The organism is Paradesulfitobacterium aromaticivorans, from assembly GCF_054657415.1.
Map to the genome: position 1 here is coordinate 1,140,585 of NZ_BAAHYT010000010.1, position 19,471 is coordinate 1,160,055.

General features: G+C 51.4%; 26 protein-coding genes. All 26 read left to right on the top strand.

Annotation, left to right across the window (positions count from 1 at the left end; genetic code table 11):
- Positions 1-2 precede the first annotated feature (2 nt).
- The 26 genes from alr (at position 3) to ACYQ2N_RS11440 (ending at position 19,471) form a co-directional block, all read left to right on the top strand.
- Positions 3-1,184, top strand: coding sequence for an alanine racemase (gene alr, locus ACYQ2N_RS11315; protein ID WP_459999329.1), 1,182 nt, complete (start codon positions 3-5; stop codon positions 1,182-1,184).
- A gap of 45 nt (positions 1,185-1,229) precedes the next feature.
- Positions 1,230-1,595 carry a response regulator gene (locus ACYQ2N_RS11320; RefSeq protein ID WP_459999330.1) on the top strand — a complete coding sequence of 122 codons (366 nt, stop codon included), beginning with the start codon at positions 1,230-1,232 and terminating at the stop codon, positions 1,593-1,595.
- A gap of 256 nt (positions 1,596-1,851) precedes the next feature.
- The gene (locus ACYQ2N_RS11325; protein WP_459999331.1) at positions 1,852-2,526 is read left to right on the top strand and encodes a hypothetical protein; all 675 of its coding nucleotides are present in this window, start codon (positions 1,852-1,854) and stop codon (positions 2,524-2,526) included.
- A gap of 2 nt (positions 2,527-2,528) precedes the next feature.
- Positions 2,529-3,383, top strand: coding sequence for a class II fructose-1,6-bisphosphate aldolase (locus ACYQ2N_RS11330; RefSeq protein WP_459999332.1), 855 nt, complete (start codon positions 2,529-2,531; stop codon positions 3,381-3,383).
- A 133-nt stretch (positions 3,384-3,516) separates the two neighbouring features.
- The gene (gene fsa / locus ACYQ2N_RS11335; RefSeq protein ID WP_459999333.1) at positions 3,517-4,161 is read left to right on the top strand and encodes a fructose-6-phosphate aldolase; all 645 of its coding nucleotides are present in this window, start codon (positions 3,517-3,519) and stop codon (positions 4,159-4,161) included.
- A 105-nt stretch (positions 4,162-4,266) separates the two neighbouring features.
- Positions 4,267-5,247 (top strand): class II fructose-bisphosphatase, encoded by a 981-nt coding sequence (gene glpX / locus ACYQ2N_RS11340; protein WP_459999334.1) that lies wholly within the window; start codon positions 4,267-4,269, stop codon positions 5,245-5,247.
- 286 nt (positions 5,248-5,533) lie between these two features.
- Complete coding sequence (locus tag ACYQ2N_RS11345) at positions 5,534-6,247, top strand: M23 family metallopeptidase (protein WP_459999335.1); 714 nt, start codon at positions 5,534-5,536, stop codon at positions 6,245-6,247.
- Positions 6,248-6,327: 80 nt separating this feature from the next.
- Positions 6,328-6,528, top strand: a complete 201-nt coding sequence (rpmE, locus tag ACYQ2N_RS11350) for a 50S ribosomal protein L31 (RefSeq protein ID WP_206811227.1) — start codon at positions 6,328-6,330, stop codon at positions 6,526-6,528.
- Between the two features lie 87 nt (positions 6,529-6,615).
- Entirely contained in the window at positions 6,616-7,494 is an 879-nt protein-coding gene (locus ACYQ2N_RS11355) for a DUF1385 domain-containing protein (protein ID WP_459999336.1), read from the top strand.
- 22 nt (positions 7,495-7,516) lie between these two features.
- Positions 7,517-8,587 (top strand): peptide chain release factor 1, encoded by a 1,071-nt coding sequence (gene prfA, locus ACYQ2N_RS11360; RefSeq protein ID WP_459999337.1) that lies wholly within the window; start codon positions 7,517-7,519, stop codon positions 8,585-8,587.
- Entirely contained in the window at positions 8,584-9,546 is a 963-nt protein-coding gene (gene prmC / locus ACYQ2N_RS11365) for a peptide chain release factor N(5)-glutamine methyltransferase (RefSeq protein ID WP_459999338.1), read from the top strand. Before prfA ends, prmC begins: the two co-directional genes overlap by 4 nt.
- Entirely contained in the window at positions 9,506-10,552 is a 1,047-nt protein-coding gene (locus ACYQ2N_RS11370) for an L-threonylcarbamoyladenylate synthase (RefSeq protein ID WP_459999339.1), read from the top strand. Before prmC ends, ACYQ2N_RS11370 begins: the two co-directional genes overlap by 41 nt.
- 72 nt (positions 10,553-10,624) lie before the next feature.
- A complete protein-coding gene (locus ACYQ2N_RS11375) occupies positions 10,625-11,209 on the top strand; it encodes a manganese efflux pump MntP (RefSeq protein WP_459999340.1) in 585 nt (194 codons plus the stop codon).
- Positions 11,210-11,248: 39 nt separating this feature from the next.
- Entirely contained in the window at positions 11,249-11,704 is a 456-nt protein-coding gene (locus tag ACYQ2N_RS11380) for a low molecular weight protein arginine phosphatase (protein ID WP_459999341.1), read from the top strand.
- Positions 11,705-11,733: 29 nt separating this feature from the next.
- Positions 11,734-12,183 (top strand): ribose 5-phosphate isomerase B, encoded by a 450-nt coding sequence (gene rpiB, locus ACYQ2N_RS11385; RefSeq protein ID WP_459999342.1) that lies wholly within the window; start codon positions 11,734-11,736, stop codon positions 12,181-12,183.
- 81 nt (positions 12,184-12,264) lie between these two features.
- Positions 12,265-12,795 carry a TIGR01440 family protein gene (locus ACYQ2N_RS11390; RefSeq protein WP_460000523.1) on the top strand — a complete coding sequence of 177 codons (531 nt, stop codon included), beginning with the start codon at positions 12,265-12,267 and terminating at the stop codon, positions 12,793-12,795.
- Between the two features lie 27 nt (positions 12,796-12,822).
- Positions 12,823-14,079 carry a serine hydroxymethyltransferase gene (locus tag ACYQ2N_RS11395; RefSeq protein ID WP_459999343.1) on the top strand — a complete coding sequence of 419 codons (1,257 nt, stop codon included), beginning with the start codon at positions 12,823-12,825 and terminating at the stop codon, positions 14,077-14,079.
- Between the two features lie 32 nt (positions 14,080-14,111).
- Positions 14,112-14,741 carry a uracil phosphoribosyltransferase gene (upp, locus tag ACYQ2N_RS11400; protein WP_459999344.1) on the top strand — a complete coding sequence of 210 codons (630 nt, stop codon included), beginning with the start codon at positions 14,112-14,114 and terminating at the stop codon, positions 14,739-14,741.
- A complete protein-coding gene (locus ACYQ2N_RS11405; protein WP_459999345.1) occupies positions 14,741-15,196 on the top strand; it encodes a deoxycytidylate deaminase in 456 nt (151 codons plus the stop codon). Before upp ends, ACYQ2N_RS11405 begins: the two co-directional genes overlap by 1 nt.
- Positions 15,197-15,367: 171 nt before the next feature.
- Positions 15,368-16,498: a non-hydrolyzing UDP-N-acetylglucosamine 2-epimerase gene (wecB, locus tag ACYQ2N_RS11410; RefSeq protein WP_459999346.1), complete on the top strand. Its 1,131-nt coding sequence runs from the start codon at positions 15,368-15,370 to the stop codon at positions 16,496-16,498.
- Between the two features lie 167 nt (positions 16,499-16,665).
- Positions 16,666-16,896: an AtpZ/AtpI family protein gene (locus tag ACYQ2N_RS11415; protein WP_459999347.1), complete on the top strand. Its 231-nt coding sequence runs from the start codon at positions 16,666-16,668 to the stop codon at positions 16,894-16,896.
- Positions 16,886-17,242 carry a hypothetical protein gene (locus ACYQ2N_RS11420; RefSeq protein ID WP_459999348.1) on the top strand — a complete coding sequence of 119 codons (357 nt, stop codon included), beginning with the start codon at positions 16,886-16,888 and terminating at the stop codon, positions 17,240-17,242. The genes ACYQ2N_RS11415 and ACYQ2N_RS11420 overlap by 11 nt, the downstream gene beginning before the upstream one ends.
- A gap of 66 nt (positions 17,243-17,308) precedes the next feature.
- Positions 17,309-17,998 carry a F0F1 ATP synthase subunit A gene (atpB, locus tag ACYQ2N_RS11425; protein ID WP_460000524.1) on the top strand — a complete coding sequence of 230 codons (690 nt, stop codon included), beginning with the start codon at positions 17,309-17,311 and terminating at the stop codon, positions 17,996-17,998.
- An 84-nt stretch (positions 17,999-18,082) separates the two neighbouring features.
- Positions 18,083-18,313, top strand: a complete 231-nt coding sequence (gene atpE, locus ACYQ2N_RS11430) for a F0F1 ATP synthase subunit C (RefSeq protein ID WP_206811214.1) — start codon at positions 18,083-18,085, stop codon at positions 18,311-18,313.
- A gap of 97 nt (positions 18,314-18,410) precedes the next feature.
- On the top strand, positions 18,411-18,905 hold the full coding sequence (gene atpF / locus ACYQ2N_RS11435) for a F0F1 ATP synthase subunit B (RefSeq protein ID WP_459999349.1): 495 nt from the start codon (positions 18,411-18,413) through the stop codon (positions 18,903-18,905).
- On the top strand, positions 18,899-19,471 hold the full coding sequence (locus tag ACYQ2N_RS11440; protein ID WP_459999350.1) for a F0F1 ATP synthase subunit delta: 573 nt from the start codon (positions 18,899-18,901) through the stop codon (positions 19,469-19,471). Before atpF ends, ACYQ2N_RS11440 begins: the two co-directional genes overlap by 7 nt.

Consider the following 19,471-nt stretch of genomic DNA (forward strand, 5'->3'; position numbering starts at 1 on the left):
CGATGGCTGGGATCTGGATTGACATCGACCTCGATGCCATAGCGGCCAATTACCGGGAAGTCGTTAAGCTGGTAAAGCCCCCGGCTCGTTGCATGGCAGTGGTCAAGGCTGATGCCTATGGCTTAGGGTCTGTGGAAGTAGCGCGTACCCTGGCCGCAGAAGGGTGTGAAGCCTTTGCCGTAACCACGGTGGAGGAAGGGCTGATCTTGCGCCGTCACGGTATTAACGGGATTATCCTTGTTCTAGGTCCGGCTTTGCCCCAGGAGTGGGCTTTAGCGCTGGAGGAGGATTTGCACCTTACTGTGGCTGATACGGGCGTAGTTTTTCAGCTTGAACAAACTTGCCGGAATATGAGCAAAAAAGTGCAAATACATCTTAAACTTGAAACCGGCATGGGCCGAACCGGGTTTGGGCTGCAAGAACTCGAGGGGCTGGCTGAGCTTCTGCTTAAATCTCCTCATTTGGAGGTCGCCGGGGTGTACACGCATTTTGCGCGCGCGGCTCAGCGTGATCATGAGTTTACGCAACGGCAGTATGAACGCTTTGGGGCGGGAGTTGCCGCTCTGGCTGGCCATGGGATCGTGCCCGGGTGGAAACATGTATGCAACAGTGGAGCCTTCCTTGATTATCCTGAGTATCATCATGATTTCGTGCGTGTGGGTACGCTCTTGATCGGACATGTGCCAGGACCCGGATTCAGCGATAGACTCACCCTTAAGGATCCTTGGGCCGCCAAAACCAATATTCTCTACGTTCATCGGGTGCCTAAGGGGACGCATGTAGGATACCAAAGTATCTATAAGACCAAAACGGAGACGAACTTGGCTGTCATCCCGGCCGGGTATGCCGACGGGTTTGGGGTGGTCCCGCATCTCGTTCCGCAAGGAGGATGGGATTTAATTAAAATTATTATTAAAAACATTGCCTCTTTATTTGGCTTGACCTTGGGCAAGGAAAGAATCGAACTCCAGGGACGTTCTGTTCATGTTGCCGGGAAAATAGGAATGCAGCTCACGGTGCTTGACGTAGGGCAGGTGAACTGTGCTCCCGGAGATGAGGTAAAAATTCCACTCCGGCGCACGCAGGCCAATCCGCGCTTGCTCAGGCAGTATTGGCGCGGAGGCAGGATTTATGCAAAGCGCACGCTCACAGAAGAAGGAGTTTCCCTTGTGCAGGCAGAATAATTTACTTAGCAAAAATGTGAGCTACTGAGTAAAGGGGATGATAGATTGGGTAAGATTCTAATTGTGGATGATCAACTTGGAGTGCGCCGCCTCTTATACGAAACATTCCGTGAAGAAAACGATGAGGTAGAAATGGCTGCTAATGGAACTGAGGCGTTACAACTTCTACATAGTTTTCATCCTGATCTGATTCTCATGGACATGAAGATGCCAGGCATGAACGGGATCGAGACTTTGCGCCAAATCCGCCTGCAAGACCAAAAAGTAGGGGTTATCATGATGACTGCGTATGGAGATATCCAGAATATGGAGCAGGCACAGGAACTGGGGATTATTCACTACATAAGCAAACCGTTTGATCTATTTGAGCTGCGCGATAAAGTGCGAGAGATTTTAGCAGAGGCCAGTTAGAATGAATGTGCCATGCTCATGATCTTTGAGCAAATTTACTTATATTGGGCATGGAACAATTTTAGTAAAGAAGCCTTCGGCTAATTTATAAACTCTGCCGAAGGCTTTAGCTATGGTCATTTCCTTACCGTCTGAAACTTTATTAACGGCTTAAGCCCGACTTTCGAAATTTAAGAAGCTTAAAGTTTTTACCTTTTGGCAGGAAAATATTCTTAAATGCCGAAGTATTATGCTGTACAGAAAAGAGGTGGGAATTGTGGTTCTGGCGACAACGACTACTATCGCCATCCAGTGTCCGCAGTGTGGAGAATTAGAATTTCAGGCGCTCTCCCTCTTTGCTTTCTCAAGGCAAGGAAGGGTTAATCTTAACTGCCAATGTGGTGCCAACTTGTTAGCTGTCGCCAGTCTTAATCGGAAGGAGTTCAGTTTGGCTTTTAATTGTGCTTTTTGTGGTCAAACTCATTATATACGCTTAAACCGTCGTTTGATTTGGAGTAAGGAGGTCCTGCCGCTCATGTGCCATGAGGTGGAAGCCGCGGTCGGATTTATGGGCCCGAAACAAAAAGTGGCCCAATCCTGTCAGGAACGGGAGAAATCTATTGCCGAACTGGCCACGGAGCTGGGGTATGAAGAGGAATTTGAAAACCCTGAAGTGATGCTCAGGCTTTTGGATCACCTTCATTACTTGTCGAAAAACGGAGCCTTGGGCTGTAGCTGCGGCAATAATCATTTAGCGTTTGAACTCTTGCCTGACCGCATAGAATTATATTGCGAATCCTGCGAAGCGCTTGGAATCATCTACGCTGACAGTGCGGATAAAATCAGGCCGGTGGAGAGCATGACTTCTATCTTTTTGGAGGAGAATAAGACATGGTTAATTAACCGTCTTGTGCGGGGGCAGCACCTGGCAAAGGCGAATGAGGAGGAATAAGTATGAGTTTAGTTCCTGTTGCACACTTGCTTGCAGAAGCCGAACGCGGAGGGTATGCCGTGGGCGCGTTCAACTGCAATAACATGGAAATTGTGCAGGCGATTGTGGCGGCGGCTGAGGCTGAGAACGCTCCTGTCATTATCCAGGCTAGTCAGGGGGCAATCAAATACGCGGGGATCGAATATATCACGGCTCTGACGAAGCTGGCAGCTGAGAATGCTGCTGTTCCCGTAGCCCTTCATCTTGATCACGGCACCAGTTTTAATCAGGTCATGCAGTGCATACGCAATGGTTTTAGTTCAGTCATGATTGATGGCTCCAAGCTAACGCTTGACGAAAATATTGCACTTACCAACAAAGTAATTGAAGCCGCCCGGCCGCTTGGAATTTCGGTTGAGGCTGAACTCGGCAAAATCGGCGGTACGGAAGATGACATCAGCGTAGATGAGCGGGATGCTTTCTTCACTAACCCGGAGGAGGCAGAAAAGTTTGTGAAAGCTACCGGGGTTGACTCGCTGGCAGTGGCAATCGGCACGGCTCACGGCCAGTACAAAGGAACCCCGAAACTGGACTTTGAGCGGTTGCAGAAGATTAAAGCGCGTGTTAGCATTCCAATCGTCCTTCACGGTTCCTCCGGGGTCCCGGACGAGGCGATTAAAGAAGCAATCTCCTTGGGAGTGCGCAAGGTTAATATTGACACGAACATCAGAGAGGCCTTTGTCTTAGCGGCCCGCCAAGTACTTAACGATAATCCTAAGGAAATTGACCCGCGCAAAATGCTCGGGCCGGCAAGGGAAGCTGCTACAGCAATCATCCGGGATAAAATCCGGGTTTTCGGCAGTAATAGCAAAGCATAATTTGCGGCTGCCTGAAATAAAATAAAAAAACTTTTTAAGATGGAGGTTTCACTCCATCTTACGTTTATCTCGACTTTTCCGGAGATTTTATCCGATAAGATTGAATAAAAGATATGATATAGGGGTGAATGAAGTGGAGTTTTTCTTAGATTCGGCCAACCTTGAGGAAATCACTGAGGCCTGGAACATGGGTGTTATCGCCGGTTTGACAACCAATCCAACCCTGGTGGCGAAAGAGGGCAAAGATTTTCACGCCCTTTTGCACACGATCACCGGCATAGTTGACGGTCCTGTCAGTGCTGAGGTTATTGCTTTGGACCATGAAGGCATGCTGAGAGAAGCCCGGGTTTTGGCCGGGATTCATCCCAATATCGTAGTCAAGATCCCGATGACTGAGGCAGGACTACGCACAGTAAAAGTTTTGGCCGGGGAAGGGATTAAGACCAATGTCACCCTGGTATTTACTCCGGTGCAGGCTCTGCTCGCGGCCAGGGCCGGGGCGGCATATGTCAGTCCATTCTTAGGGCGGCTGGATGATATCGGAGAAAACGGGCTCAAAGTAGTCGAGGACATTTGCGAGATCTTCGTTGTCCATGACCTTGAAACGAAAGTGATCGCCGCCAGCATCCGCAACCCTTATCATGTGCTGGAGGCAGCTAAGCTCGGCTCACATTATGCAACGATCCCTTTCAGTGTCTTACGCCAGTTGTTCAAGCATCCCCTGACTGAGGCCGGCATCCAGAGGTTCCTTGATGACTGGAAAAAGCTTGAAGCCTAACCCCAGTCAAAGTCATTGCAATGACCGATTCACTATGGCAGAATAGGTCATGGACAAGAAAATATGACATAGAATTATTATAAGAAAATATTAGGGGGCGGGGACTTGGAAAGAGAGTTAACGATGGAATTTGCCCGGGTAACAGAGGCGGCTGCCTTGGCTTCGGCCCGCTGGGTTGGACGCGGGAATAAGGAAGCTGCGGATGATGCTGCGGTTGAGGCAATGCGCGCTGTCTTTGATACCATTCATATGCACGGAACCGTGGTTATCGGAGAAGGGGAAATGGATGAGGCTCCGATGCTTTACATCGGTGAAAAGGTGGGAGCAGGAGACGGGCGTGAGTTGGATGTGGCTGTCGATCCTTTAGAAGGGACCAATATTGTGGCCAAGGGTTTGACGGGTGCAATTGCGGTTGTTGCTATTGCGAAAAAGGGAGTGCTTTTGCACGCCCCGGACATGTACATGGATAAGATTGCGGTAGGCCCACTGGCAGCTGGGCGTATTCACCTTGATGCTCCTGTGCAGGAAAATCTCAATCAGGTTGCCCAGGCTTTAGATAAGAGTATAGATGATCTGACGGTTGTAATTCTCGATCGGCCGCGCCACGCCAAGCTGATTTCCGATGTCCGTGCCTGTGGCGCAAGGATCCGCCTGATCAGTGACGGAGATGTCTCCCCGGCTGTAGCCTGTGCGTTCGAGGATACCGGGGTTGATATTATGATGGGAATTGGCGGAGCCCCCGAAGGAGTGCTTGCCGCCAGTGCCCTGCGCTGTCTGGGCGGAGAAATGCAAGGCAGGCTTTGGCCGGAAAACGAGTCTGATGTTGCCCGGGCCCGAGCCTTAGGGATTAAAGATGTATCCAAATTATTGACAATGGATGATTTAGTGGCCAGTGACGATGTGTTTTTTGCTGCGACCGGAATTACGGAAGGGCATCTTCTGCGCGGAGTGACTTTCACGGCTGAAGGGGCGCTCACGCATACTGTAGTCATGCGTGGAAAGTCAGGAACGGTGCGCTTTATTGAGGCACGCCACCGGTTTGACAAGAAACCCAAGAACATGATGAAAGGTGCAGTTAACTCTTAAGTTTACCAGGAGTCAGGAGTCAGAATAATTTTTGGGTACAAATTAAGGGTTTAAAACCCTACTGAATTCTGAGTACTGAATTCTGATTACCTACAACCAGTATAGATCTATCGCAACATGGCAACACTAAAGAGGAATGCCTTCTTTATAGCAACTACTGGAGCCAGGAGTCAAGGAGTCAGAATGACGTGCGAAAACATTTGAAGACTACATTCTCAATTCTGACTACTGAATTCTGGATACCTGAATACTGTTAAAGTGTGATCTGAGGTGGTATTTCTTCTTTATGAATACTGAGCGAAGGCGGCGCATATGGGAAAGGGGCGCCGCTTTCATACTGATGTCGGTTTTCGCCTTAATTGCGCTTGGGTTGATTCTGGCACTGGCCAAACCGGGATATTCGCAAACTTTAGCAGGCCCAGATGTAAGTTTTTCCATAGTCACAGTTGACTCGCCGAGGGAACTCCCGCTTCTGGCTGAGCGCTACCACACTACAGCGGAGCAAATCTTGCGCGAAAACCCTAAGGTCAAAATGATCCGGCCAGGAACAAATCTTACTATTAAAGAAAATTACCTTGAACAGGAGGTCTCGCGCGGTTCTACCAGCAGTTGGGCCTGGCCTTTGTCAGGCCCGGTGTCATCTGCGTACGGACAACGCGAAGGGGATTTTCATCACGGGCTCGATATCGCTGTTCCACCAGGAATAACAGTAAGGGCTGCCGGCCCGGGGCGCGTAAGCAAAGCCGGACGCTTCCCTATTTATGGACTGACAGTTGTGGTTGACCACGGCAACGGAGTCCAAACATTATATGCTCACAACAGCAAGCTTAAGGTTAAGGTCGGGGATTCAGTGGAAAAAGGGGAAGGCATCGCAGTTTCCGGTAATACCGGAAAAACTACCGGTCCCCACCTTCACTTTGAAGTGAGGTTGTCCGGGCAAACCATAGACCCATTGAAAGTACTTCCAAAACAACTTCTTGCAAGTGCAGTATCCAACTAAAGAAATTGCTGGCCCTTGACCTTTCCCCATTCTCTGTGCTAAAATATTTAAAGTTGATCCGGAGAAAGTGGGTGAAAAACATGAAGGAAAACACTCATCCGAAGTACGAGCAAACCACCATTACTTGTGCATGCGGAGAAGTAATTCATACAGGAAGTACCAGGAAAGACATTAAGGTGGAAATTTGTTCTAAATGCCATCCTTTCTATACAGGTGTCCAACGTTTTGTTGATGCCGGCGGTCGAGTTGACCGGTTCAAAAAGAAATACGGAATGCAATAACAACGGCCTGCGGTCGTTGCTTAAGAAAAGAGCAGAGCGCCAGCTCTGCTCTTTTCTTAACTATGAGCTGATAAAGGAGCGAGTGGATTGGGCAGACCGGTACAATATGGGGGCCAGGCAGTCATTGAAGGTGTAATGATGCGTGGTCCGCGGGAAAGTGCGATTGCATTAAGGCTTCCGAATGGTGAGATTGAAGTTACGCGACAGCCAATCCGCGCCTGGGCTGCGCGCCCGCTGCTTAAACTTCCTATTATAAGGGGATTTGTAGCCTTGCTTGAATCCCTGGTGGTTGGAACGAAGGCACTCACTTATTCCGCTAACCGCGCTGTGGGGGAAGAAGAGGGAGAAGAACTTGGTTTCGGGGAAATGGCCTTAACGATAGCGATTGCTTTGGGGTTAGGATTGTTATTGTTTGTGGGGCTGCCGACAGGGGCTGCCCACTTGCTGCAAGGGAAAATTCAGGGAGTGGTGTGGCAGAACTTGCTGGAGGGTTTTATCCGGCTTGTTGTTTTTTTTATCTATATTATAGCTATTTCCCGTTTATCCGATATCCAGCGGGTTTTTCAGTATCATGGGGCTGAGCACAAGGCAATCTACACGTATGAGGCCGGAGAGGAATTGAACGTCGAGAATGCGCGTAAGTTTTCGACCCTTCATCCCCGCTGCGGCACTAGTTTTCTGCTCCTTGTGGTTGTCGTCAGCATTTTTGTGTTCGCCTTTTTGGGCCTTCATCCTTTATGGTGGCGGTTCCTTTCTCGTATCTTGCTTATGCCTTTGGTTGCCGGCATCGCGTATGAATTGCTCAAGTTTTCTGCCCGCCATTTGGAATCGCCTTGGCTGCGCTGGCTTATTGTCCCTGGCCTCATGCTGCAGCGGCTGACCACGAAAGAGCCGGATGACAGCCAGATGGAGGTCGCTTTAACAGCACTGGGCGAGGTGCTGGAATCCGGCCAGGAGTTGACGTAAAGATTCGAGGTGTTATTAGAAAATGTTAGACAGACTTATGGAAATCGAGAAAAGATATGATGAACTGAGTAATCTGCTTAGCAGCCCGGAGATCTTGGCTGATCAAAGCGAGTGGCAAAGATATGCCAAAGCGCAGGCTGGTTTTACGGAAATTGTCAATGCTTATCGCGAGTATAAAGAGGTTGTGAGGCAGAAGGAAGACACTGAAGCCCTGCTTCAGGATAAGCCTGACCCGGAATTGCGCGAACTCGCCGAACTTGAGCTTGAAGAGTTGACTGCACGGGCTGAGGAATTGGAGCAGCGCCTGAAAATCCTCCTGCTGCCCAAGGATCCTAACGATGATAAGAATGTCATCATCGAGATTAGGGCCGGGGCTGGCGGGGAGGAAGCTGCCCTGTTTGCCGGAGACCTCTTTAAGATGTACACCCGTTACGCTGAACGACAAGGTTGGAAAACAGAGCTTTTAAGTGCCAGTTACACTGATATCGGCGGTTTCAAGGAGATCATCGTCTTAGTGGCAGGGCAAGGAGCCTACAGTAAGCTGAAATTTGAAAGCGGTGTTCACCGCGTGCAGCGGATTCCAGTCACGGAATCCGGGGGCAGGATTCATACGTCCACGGCCACAGTGGCCGTGCTGCCGGAGGCGGACGAGGTTGAAGTAGACATCAACCCCAATGATGTGCGCATAGATATCTTTTGTTCAAGCGGGCCGGGAGGGCAGTCTGTAAACACGACCCAATCCGCGGTCCGGGTTACGCACCTGCCTACCGGGATTGTAGTATCCTGTCAGGATGAGAAGTCCCAGCATAAGAACAAGGATAAGGCGATGCGGGTCCTGCGCGCGCGCCTTTTGGAAAAGGTGCAAGAGGAAAAAATGGGGGAACTCGCTTCGGAACGGAAAAGCCAGGTAGGGACAGGAGATCGCAGTGAGCGCATCCGCACGTATAATTTCCCGCAGGGACGGGTCTCAGACCACCGCATCGGCTTAACTTTGCACAGGCTTGAGACCATTTTGCTGGGAGACCTTGATGAAATCATTGACGCCCTGATCACGTTTGATCAAGCTGAGCGCATGAAGGCTGAAGTTGGATGAAAACGCTGGAGCTGGTCCGCTGGGGAGAAAGCAGGCTCAAGGATGCCCGGGTGGACAATGCCCGTCTTGATGCAGATCTCTTGCTGGGGTTCGTTTTAGGCTGGAGGCGCGAGCGCCTGTATGTGGAGCGGGAAACTGAGCTTGAGCCTGAGCAGGTGGCAGAGTACCGGGAACTGATCAGGCGGCGCGCCGCGCGTGTGCCGCTTCAGTACCTGTTAAGACGCCAGGAGTTCATGGGGCTGGAGTTCTATGTTGATCAACGGGTGCTCATTCCCCGAGCGGACAGTGAGATTTTAGTTGAAAAGCTAATTGAACAAGTTAAAAAAGGGCTGCTTGAGGAGCGAGGGCTGGCTGCTGAAGAGGAGTTCTCCCGGACGCTTAAGATTCTTGATGTTGCAACCGGAAGTGGAGCTTTGGCTCTCTCCTTGGCGCATTTTTTGCCCCAAGCCCAAGTGGTGGGGGTTGACATCTCCGCCCAAGCGCTGGCCGTGGCTCGTTTTAACGCCGAACGTCTCGGCCTAGTGGTGGAGTGGCGTGAAGGAGATTTCCTTGAGCCGGCGGCAGGGGAAAAATGGGACTGGATCGTAACGAATCCCCCTTATCTTTCTCCTGAAGCTTATGCCGCGTGTGAAGCGGAAATTCTAGCTGAACCCGTGCTCGCCTTCCTGGGAGGGGAGGACGGTCTTGATTTTTACCGCCGCCTCGCGCGGGAGGGAGCAGAGTTGTTGGCCCAAGATGGGAAAATGATTATGGAAATAGGTTGGGATCAGGCTGCAGCCGTCACGGATATTTTGCGTAAGCACGGTTTCGGGACGAAAGTATATCAGGATCTGGCCGGGCGGGATCGAGTAGTGTTAGGTTGGCAGGCTGCTGTGCAGCCGACAACCCCTAAGTGGCAGGGGGGGATCAGACAGAAGCATGGAAACAAAACGAACATACATAAACATGGAATATCCTGACCCGGAGGCTTTGAAAGAAGCGGCGGCGCTCCTGCGCTCCGGGGAAATTGTAGCGTTCCCAACGGAAACAGTTTATGGTCTAGGGGCTAATGCTCTCAATGCAGAGGCGTGTGCCCGGATTTTTGAAGTGAAAGGCAGACCCCAGGACAATCCGCTCATTGTGCATGTCAACAGCCGGATGATGGCAGACAAGCTAGTTGCACGCTGGACGGAAGCGGCAGAAATCTGTGCCAGCACTTTGTGGCCGGGGCCGCTTACGCTTATCCTGCCCAAAAACGACTTAGTGCCGGACAGGGTTACAGCCGGACTGGATACCGTGGCTATCCGCATGCCGGATCACCCTGTGGCTCTGGCTTTGATCGAGGAAAGCGGACTCCCTCTGGCCGCCCCCAGCGCCAATTTGTCCGGCAGGCCCAGCCCTACCACTGGGTCGCACGTGTGGGAGGATATGCGTGGTCGTATTCCGCTAATCTTGGACGCAGGGAGCTGTGAAGTGGGCTTGGAATCCACTGTTTTAGATGTGAGCGGGGAAGTCCCGGTTATTTTGCGCCCAGGCGGACTCGCCAGGGAGGAGCTAGAAAAAGTGCTGGGGCCGGTGGAGCTTGACCGTCCGAGCGCGAGTTCCGCACCCCGGTCTCCGGGATTAAAGTACAGGCATTATGCGCCGCGCGGAGAAATGTACGTCGTGGTCGGGTCGCGGGAAAAAGTGCTTGACCGCATCAGTGAAGAGATTAAAAAAGGGCATTATCAACATAAGAAAATAGGAATTCTGTGTACCTTGGAAAGTGCACCCCAGATGCAAACAGAACAACCTGACCTCCTTTATGTCCTGGGTTCGCAGGCTCGGCCGCGCGAGGTCGCTGCCAGCCTGTTTGCCGGGCTTAGGCTCTGTGATCAACGGGGGATTGATTTGGTCTTGGCCGAGGGGTTTGAGGAAGGAGGTTTGGGGCTGGCTATTATGAACAGGCTGGAAAAAGCTTCAGGCCATAAGACATTATACGTGTGACAACCTAAAGGATTAGGGCCGGGGCATCGAACACGCACCTGCGGGCATATAAAATACAGGGGGGTGCGCGCATTGAACCTTGCTTGGGTTTTGGCAGTTTCGGTGGCTCTGGGTGCAGATGCTTTTTCTCTGGCTATAGCCATTGGGTTAGTGGGTATACCCAAACGCCTTATACTACGCTTATCTTTCCTGGTAGCGTTCTTTCATGTCTTAATGCCCTTGGCCGGGCTCTTGGCGGGGCAAACCTTGGGGCTGTTTCTGGGCAGGCTGGCCCAAACGCTGGGGGCGATAGTCCTGTTAGGCTTAGGCGGGAAGATGGTTTATAATGTTTATAAGCCAGCAAAGGAAAGCTTGCCTTTAGGGGAGGCGCGCAGACTTTTGCAGCCAAGGGGTATGCCGTCGGGGGTATCCCTTAGCGGATATGGGATCTATGCTCTGGTGTTCAGCGTGAGCCTTGATGCGCTTAGCGTCGGCTTTTCTCTCGGAACTCTCGGCAGTGCCATCGGCGGGACCGTTTTGATTATGGGAACAGTGGCCGGACTAATGACCGGAACTGGGCTTATCTTAGGCCGCTTTCTGGGCAAGCGGGCCGGGGAAAGAGCCGAACTTTTAGGCGGTTTAGCCTTGCTTCTCATAGGAGTAAAGCTGTTTTTTTAGGAAGTATAGATTAGAGTATATCGGGGTGAGGTGTCAGGGATGAAGCTCCTTTTTGTCTGCACGGGCAACACCTGCCGCAGCCCTATGGCTGCGGCTTTGGCCAAGCAGATTTTTGGTGGGCACACGGAAATTAGCTCGGCAGGCACAGACGCCTGGGAGGACTCGGCGGCCAGTTCAGAGGCTGTTGCAGTTCTGCGGGAACGGGGGCTAGATTTGACCGGGCACCGCTCAAGCAGAGTGAGCAGGGAGCTGATAGCCGGGGCTGATTGGGTAATTCCTATGACTAAAGCCCATGAGCTGAGGCTCAAAGCTCTGTTCCCGGAATATAGACGTAAGATTGTGCGTCTGGGGGAGTGGAGCGAACGCCCAAGAGATGTGCAGGACCCTTGGGGGCGTTCTCTTGAGGAATACCGAATTTGTGCAGCTGAGATCGAGGAATTGCTCTTTGATATGCGCCATGGACTTGATAAGCTCAGCGATGGGGACAAGCCTTAAACTAAATAGCGTTTGGGAGGTGTAACTCTTTGAAAGTTGCCCTAGGAGCAGATCACGGGGGTTATGAATTAAAAGAGGAGATTAAGACTTATGTGCAGGGACAGGGAATTGAAGTTCTGGATCTGGGCACATATTCGACTGAATCAGTAGATTATCCGCGCTATGGGTTTGCTGTGGGAGACGCAATCCGCAGTGGGAAAGCGAATTTAGGGATAATCGTCTGCGGGACAGGCCTGGGAATTTCGATGGCGGCCAACAAGGTCCCTGGGATCAGGGCTGCTGTCTGTACCGAAACCTATTCGGCCAGAATGGCACGCGAACATAATAATGCCAATGTCCTTGCCCTGGGCGGGAGAGTGACTGGGGTAGGTCTGGCTCTGGACATCGTAGACATTTTCCTGAAGACTGAATTTGCAGGGGGACGCCATGCACATCGGGTAGACCTAATTACAGCGGTTGAACGGGGAGAAGTTATTTAGGAGGAGGGGGTTCGGATGCCGGAGGAACTGCATAGGATGCCCGCTGAGAATGGGCAGAGAGAGCAGAGAGAACAGCTAGACATGATAGCTTCAGTGTGGAAGGATGTCCTCAATGGCTTTTTCTTGCAGGCCAATCTGCGACCTCAACAAATTTTAGTGCTGGGTTGCAGTACGAGCGAGGTTTTAGGACATCGTATCGGTCAAGGAAGCAGTACGGCAGTGGCGGAAGCTTTGCTTCCGCCACTGTTGGAGCGCTGCCGCGCCGCCAATGTCTTTCTGGCCGTTCAGGGGTGTGAGCATATTAATAGAGCTTTGGTCGTGGAAGAAGAGTGTGTTGAACATTATCGGCTTGAGGCTGTGACTGTCCTGCCTGCCCTCCATGCCGGCGGAGCTATGACGGTCAAGGCCTGGCAGAGCTTTGACTCTCCGGTTACGGTAGAGAAGATCCAGGGACATGCCGGGATTGATATCGGGGACACCTTTATCGGTATGCACCTGCGCTCGGTGGTCGTGCCGTTGCGCCTCCCGGTCAATTCCCTGGGACAAGCGCATCTCACGCTCGCCCGCACACGCCCGCGCCTCATCGGAGGCCCGCGCGCGCAGTATCCCTAATATTTTGAAATGATTGGAGCGATATCAGTGGATTACATAAGGAAGTGGGTACAGGAACAAGATCCTGAAGTTGCCCAAGCGATTGCGCAGGAAGAAAACCGCCAGAGGAACAAAATTGAGCTTATTGCTTCGGAAAACTTTGTCAGCAGAGCGGTGATGGCAGCTCAGGGTTCCGTACTTACCAATAAATATGCGGAAGGATACCCTGGCAAACGTTACTACGGTGGCTGCGAATATGTGGATGTGGTGGAGGATTTAGCCAGGAACAGAATTAAGGAACTCTTTGGGGCCGAGCATGCCAATGTTCAGCCCCATTCCGGGGCTCAGGCCAATACTGCCGTTTATTTTGCGATGCTTAAGGCGGGAGACACGGTTCTAGGTATGAATCTTTCTCATGGTGGACATCTGACGCATGGAAGTCCGGTTAATATTTCCGGGGTCTATTTTAATTTTGTTCCTTATGGGGTAGATAAGAAGACAGAACAGATTGACTATGATAAGGTGCGCTCTCTGGCGCAGCAACACAAGCCCCGGATGATTGTGGCCGGAGCCAGCGCCTATCCCCGCAAGTTTGACTTTGCGAAGCTAAGAGAGATTGCGGATGAGGCAGGAGCTTACCTCATGGTAGACATGGCCCACATTGCCGGTCTTGTGGCTGTCGGTCTTCATCCAAATCCGGTGCCATATGCACACTTCGTAACTTCGACCACGCATAAAACGCTGCGCGGCCCGCGCGGCGGGCTTATCCTCTGCCGCCAGGAACACGCTCAGGCTATTGACAAAGCGATTTTTCCGGGTATTCAGGGCGGCCCTTTGATGCATGTGATTGCTGCCAAGGCCGTGGCTTTTGGGGAAGCCCTCAAACCTGAGTTCAAAGCGTATCAACAGCGTATCATAGATAATGCTCAGGCTCTGGCCCAGGCGCTTGCGGCCAAGGGTTTCCGGCTGGTGTCCGGAGGTACGGATAATCATCTGATGCTGGTGGATGTGCGCCCGAAGGGTCTTACGGGCAAAGATGCCGAGCATATTCTCGATGAAATCGGCATAACCGTGAACAAAAACACGATTCCGTTTGATCAGGCCAGTCCTTTTGTCACCAGTGGCATTAGGATCGGAACCCCGGCCGCGACTACCCGTGGCATGAATCCGGCGGCCATGGAGCGCATCGCCGAGGCGATAGATGTTGCCTTGACCTCTCCTAGTGAACCTGATAAACTGGCTAAGGCGCGGGCGATAGTGAATGCCCTGTGCCAGGAGTTCCCGCTTTATCTTGATTTGGATTAGAATTTTTCGGCATAGGAGTTGATTAAACGGTAATGGCAGATGTACACGTTCTTGATCATCCCCTAATCCAACATAAATTAGCCTTAATCAGGGATGAAAATACCGGTTCCAAAGACTTTAGGGAACTGGTTGAAGAAGTTGCCATGCTGATGGCCTATGAGGTTACCCGGGATTTTCCGCTGCAGGAAGTAGAAGTTAAGACCCCTGTAGGCATGGCGAAGACCAGGATGATCTCCGGACGCAAGGTCGGGCTGGTGCCGATCTTGCGCGCGGGCTTGGGCATGGTCGATGGCATGTTAAGACTGATTCCGGCTGCTAAAGTGGGGCATGTGGGGTTATACCGTGACCCGGAAACTTTGAAACCGGTGGAGTATTACTGCAAACTCCCATCTGATGTGCCAGAGCGGGATTTGATTGTGATTGACCCGATGCTGGCTACCGGTGGTTCAGCAGTGGCAGCGATCACTTTTCTCAAAGAGCGGCGGGCGCGTAATATTAAGCTGATGTGTTTAATAGCAGCACCCGAGGGTATTAAGGCTGTCCAAGAAAACCATCCTGATGTCGATATTTTCGTCGGTGGGGTGGACGAATGTCTGAATGACCATGGCTATATTGTGCCCGGTCTCGGGGATGCAGGGGACCGGCTTTTCGGTACCAAGTAATGCCTGTACCTAAACGCCCGAGTTGGGACAGTTATTTCATGGAACTTGCCCGGGTGGTGCAGGGCCGTTCCACTTGCCTAAGGCGGCAGGTGGGAGCGGTAATTGTCAAGGATAAGCAGATTTTAAGCACAGGCTATAATGGAAGCCCTTCCGGCCTCAGGCATTGCGCTGAAGTGGGATGCCTAAGGGAAAGTCTCATGATCCCGTCCGGAGAACGGCATGAAATGTGCAGAGCGGTACACGCGGAACAAAATGCTTTGATACAGGCCGCTAAACATGGCGTAGCCATCGCAGGCGCGGATATTTACACGACGGTGCAGCCGTGTGTTCTCTGCACGAAAATGCTGATCAATGCGGGTATCAGGCGCGTTGTGTATGAAGCGCCCTACCCGGACAAACTGGCAGTGGAGATGGCCTTGGAGGCGGGCTTGGAGCTGGTGCACCTGTCTGATTAGGAGTCAGAAGACAGGAGACAGAAGAAGGGAGTCAGGATCTCGTGGTATTCTGACTACTGACTACTGAATTCTGAGTACCTGAGATATAAGGAGTCAGGAGTCATAGGGGAATTTCCTTTCTCTGCCGCTTAAGCGGCATGGGGGGTTGCGGTAAGTCGGGAGGAAGATATCGTGTCCACACCGCGCAAAGTCATCGTCGTATTTGGCACCAGGCCGGAAGCAATTAAGATGGCTCCGGTGGTTCAGGCTTTGAAAAGCAGGGATTCGATCCACTGTTTAGTGGCGGTAACTGCCCAGCATAGAGAAATGCTGGATCAAGTGTTGCAATTATTTAAGATCACCCCGGATTACGATTTAAACCTGATGCAGCCGGGCCAGACTTTGACATCCATTACCACCGGAGCGTTGGCCGGGTTAAGCGGGGTTTTCACGCGTGAACGCCCGGATCTGGTCTTGGTGCACGGAGATACGACAACGACTTTTGTGGCAGCCTTGGCTGCCTTTTATGAGAAAATTCCGGTCGGGCATGTGGAAGCAGGGCTGCGCACGCACAACAAGTATTCCCCTTATCCGGAAGAGATGAACCGCAAACTCACAGGAGCTGTGGCTGAGCTTCATTTCACTCCGACTGCAACAGCCCGCACCAATTTGCTTAGGGAAGGGATTAAGCCTGAACTGATCCATGTAACAGGCAACACCGTGATTGATGCGCTGTTGGCTACCGTGGATGAAAAGTACCGGTTCAACGATCCGAACCTCGAACAGATATTCACTCTGGAGAAGGATCGGCGCATGCTGATGGTGACCACACACCGCCGCGAAAACCTGGGAGAACCGATGCGCCATATTTATCATGCCTTGGAGAGCATACTTACAGAGTTTCCGGATACTTACGTGCTCTTCCCTGTGCATAAGAACCCTAAAGTGCGGGAAGTTGTGCAGGAAGTCTTAGGCGGACACTCGCGGGTACATTTGGTCGAACCCCTTGACTACCAGCCGTTTGTTAATTTGCAGGCACGTTCTTATTTGATCCTTACGGATTCCGGCGGGATTCAGGAAGAAGCCCCCTCTTTAGGGAAACCTGTGCTGGTGGTTAGGGATACAACGGAACGTCCGGAAGCGGTCGCAGCCGGGACAGTCTCTCTGGTGGGCACCTCATATGAGGGGGTGGTGTCTGAACTGCGACGTTTGCTCAGTGATAAAATCGCCTATGATGCGATGGCCACGGCCGTGAATCCTTACGGGGACGGCCACGCTGCCGCCAGGATAGCAGATGTCATTGAGCAGGTTTTAAAGAGTTGAACGAGCGAACCCGAGTTTGTGTATAAAGTGTACTAATGAATAGGATTATCAATTACTGCAAAAAATAGTTTCTATGCAAAAGAATACTAAATATTTACGTATTGCGAGCAGGAATTTTAGGATAGTTTCGCGAATAAAGTCAATGTGTGTTAATAAGGATGAAGAGAATGGCAGAGAACAGGAAAACCTGGCTCAAAGCGGTTTCTTTCGGTACCAGTATTGCGACCACGTTGGCGGGCTTAGTCGGGGGCGGTTACCTCCTCGGACGCTATTTAGATAAGCGTTGGGGGCTAACTCCTTGGCTGGAGCTTGTTTTCATGCTCGCGGGGCTGGCCTTCGGGGGTGCCTACCTGGTGGTGACCTTAAAGAAGTTTGGGATGGCTGACAGTGAAAAGTAGGGTTATTGCTTTTGGGGGCGGGTCGGCTCTCATTCTCACAGGGGTTTCCGTGAGCGGCAGCCTGGCTTTGTTAGGCGCGCTCCTTGGTTATACAATTGGGTTTTTCCTGACGGGGTGGCTTCATCGTGATACTTTACTAAGTTCAGAAATGGACGCGATCACGGCCATGAAGAGGATGCGCCGGGGCTTTTTTGCGCGTTTGGGGACAATCACCCTGGCGGTGGCAGCGACAGCGCGCTTCCAGCCAGGATGGTTGCCGGGTCTGGCAGCGGGAATCGCTGCCGGGGTTCTGATTTCGATGTCGGCTTCAATTATTTCTAAGATTAGGGAGGGAAAGGAGGGATAGGAAGTGCATGAAGAATTAGTCCTCTGGAATTTCTTTGGCGGCACTCTGCACGCCAAAACTCTTGTCATGACCTGGATTGTGATGGCTATCATTATCATTTTTGCGCTGCTCGGTGTGCGCAAGCTTTCGAGTCGGACGCCAGGGAAAATGCAGAATGTCCTGGAGTGGGTGTTTGACTTTGTAAGCAAGTTGATCTCTGATAACATGAGTTACGAGAAAGGGCGTCCTCTGCTTGGGTATTTGGTTACCCTGATTATGTTCGTCTTTTTTTCTAACATGCTTGGTCTTGTACCTAACCTTACATTTAATTTGTTCGAGTATTTCCACGTTGAGTTTGCAGAATTAAATAAGATTTTTGAAGGACCATCGTTTATGTCGCCCACGGCCGATATTAATACCACCCTGGCTTTGGCCTTGCTCACAATCATTTTGGTGATTGCGATGGGTGTAAAGCACCACGGTGGTCGGTATTTCCATCATTTTCTTGAACCGAATCCAGCCTTTTTGCTGATTCACGTGATTGACATGGCATCTAAACCGATGACTTTAGGCTTCCGTCTTTTCGGCAACATCTTCGCGGGCGAGATTCTGCTTAAAGTTATTCTGATGCTGCCAGGAATCTGGGTTTTGCCCGGAATTATACCGGATGTGATCTGGCTCGGATTCAGTGTTTTCGTAGGGGCAATTCAGTCCTTTGTCTTTACGGTGCTGACCACCGCTTATGTCGCCCAGGCCGTCGCGGCCGGGGACCATTAAAATGTCTGTTTTCAGTGCCGCTTCCGTGCACTGAGGGAATAATAAAATAAAATTTTAGGGGAATAAGGAAAGGAGGAAACTTCGGTGGATGTATCTGCTGCAGCTGCACTTGGTGCAGGAATTGCTGCTGGTTTAGCAGCCCTCGGAGCTTCGCTTGGTAATGGTAGTGTTATTACAAAAACGGTGGAAGGTATTGCCCGCCAGCCAGAGGCTAAAAGTTCGCTGCAAGCCACTATGTTTATCGGCGTTGGCTTGATCGAGGCCTTGCCGTTGCTTACATGGGTTATTGCCCTTCTTCTCATTTTCACTAAGTAAGTCTGAAACGGGCTTTAAGCCCGCAGGCATCAAGGGGGGACGCACAGTTCCCCCTTGAAAAAATTCCCTATGTTAAGACTTGAGAGGGGGGTAACCGGTGAATCCCATGGCATTTGATCTTACGCTCCCTGCCCAGTTAATATCTTTCCTGCTCTTAGTGTTTTTGCTAAGCAAGGTCGCTTGGAAACCGCTCATGAAGATAATGGAAGACAGGCGCAAGTTTATTGCAGACAGCTTAGCCCAGGCAGAGAGGGAACGTGAGCAAGCGGAGCAAGTTAAACGTGAATATCAGGAAGAAATGCGGAAAGCCCGCCAGGAGGCCCAGGAGGTTATCGCCAAAGCCACTAAGTTGAGTGAAGAGCGGGCCAATGAGATATTAGCCCAGGCGCGTGAAGAGGCGGTGAAGACGAAGCAAGCCGCCTTAGCGGATATCGAAAGGGAAAGGGACAGAGCGATTGCCGATGTTCAAGCCCAAGTGTCCGCGATGTCTGTGGCTGTCGCCGAGAAAATCATCCGCCAGAAACTTGATCTGCGCGGCCAGGAACAGCTGATTGAGCAATTCATTCAAGAGGTAGGGGATATGCCATGTTAAGCGGAGCGCTGGCCCGCCGGTATGCCCAAGCCTTGTTTGAACTCGCCGTGGAGAAATCCTCTTTGGATCAGATTCAAGGGGAACTAATGGGGTTGACAGAACTTATACGCACTTATGACGAAGTAGAACAGGTTCTGTACCATCCTCATATCTCCCTGACGGAGAAGAAGTCACTCATGGACAAGCTGATGGGAGATCAGGTCGGGGAGACCGTACGCAATTTTTTGTATTTGCTTATTGACCGCAGGCGGCAGAGTTTATTGCCGCTGATTGCGCGCGAATTTATCCAATTGGCAGATGACAAGCGTCAAGTGATTGAGGCCAAAATTGCGAGCGCCGTATCCTTAACGCCCAGCCAAGAGGAACGATTACAACGGGAACTCAGCCGTTTGACCGGGAAAGATGTCCGCCTGAAAAGTGAACTTAGGCCTGAGCTTATCGGTGGAGTTTTGGTCCAGGTGGGGGACCGGGTATTTGACGGTTCGGTTGCCCATTCCCTCGAGCGCATGCGGGAAGAACTGCGCAAGACTCCGGAGAAAGAACCTCAGGGAATAGGGGTGAGATGA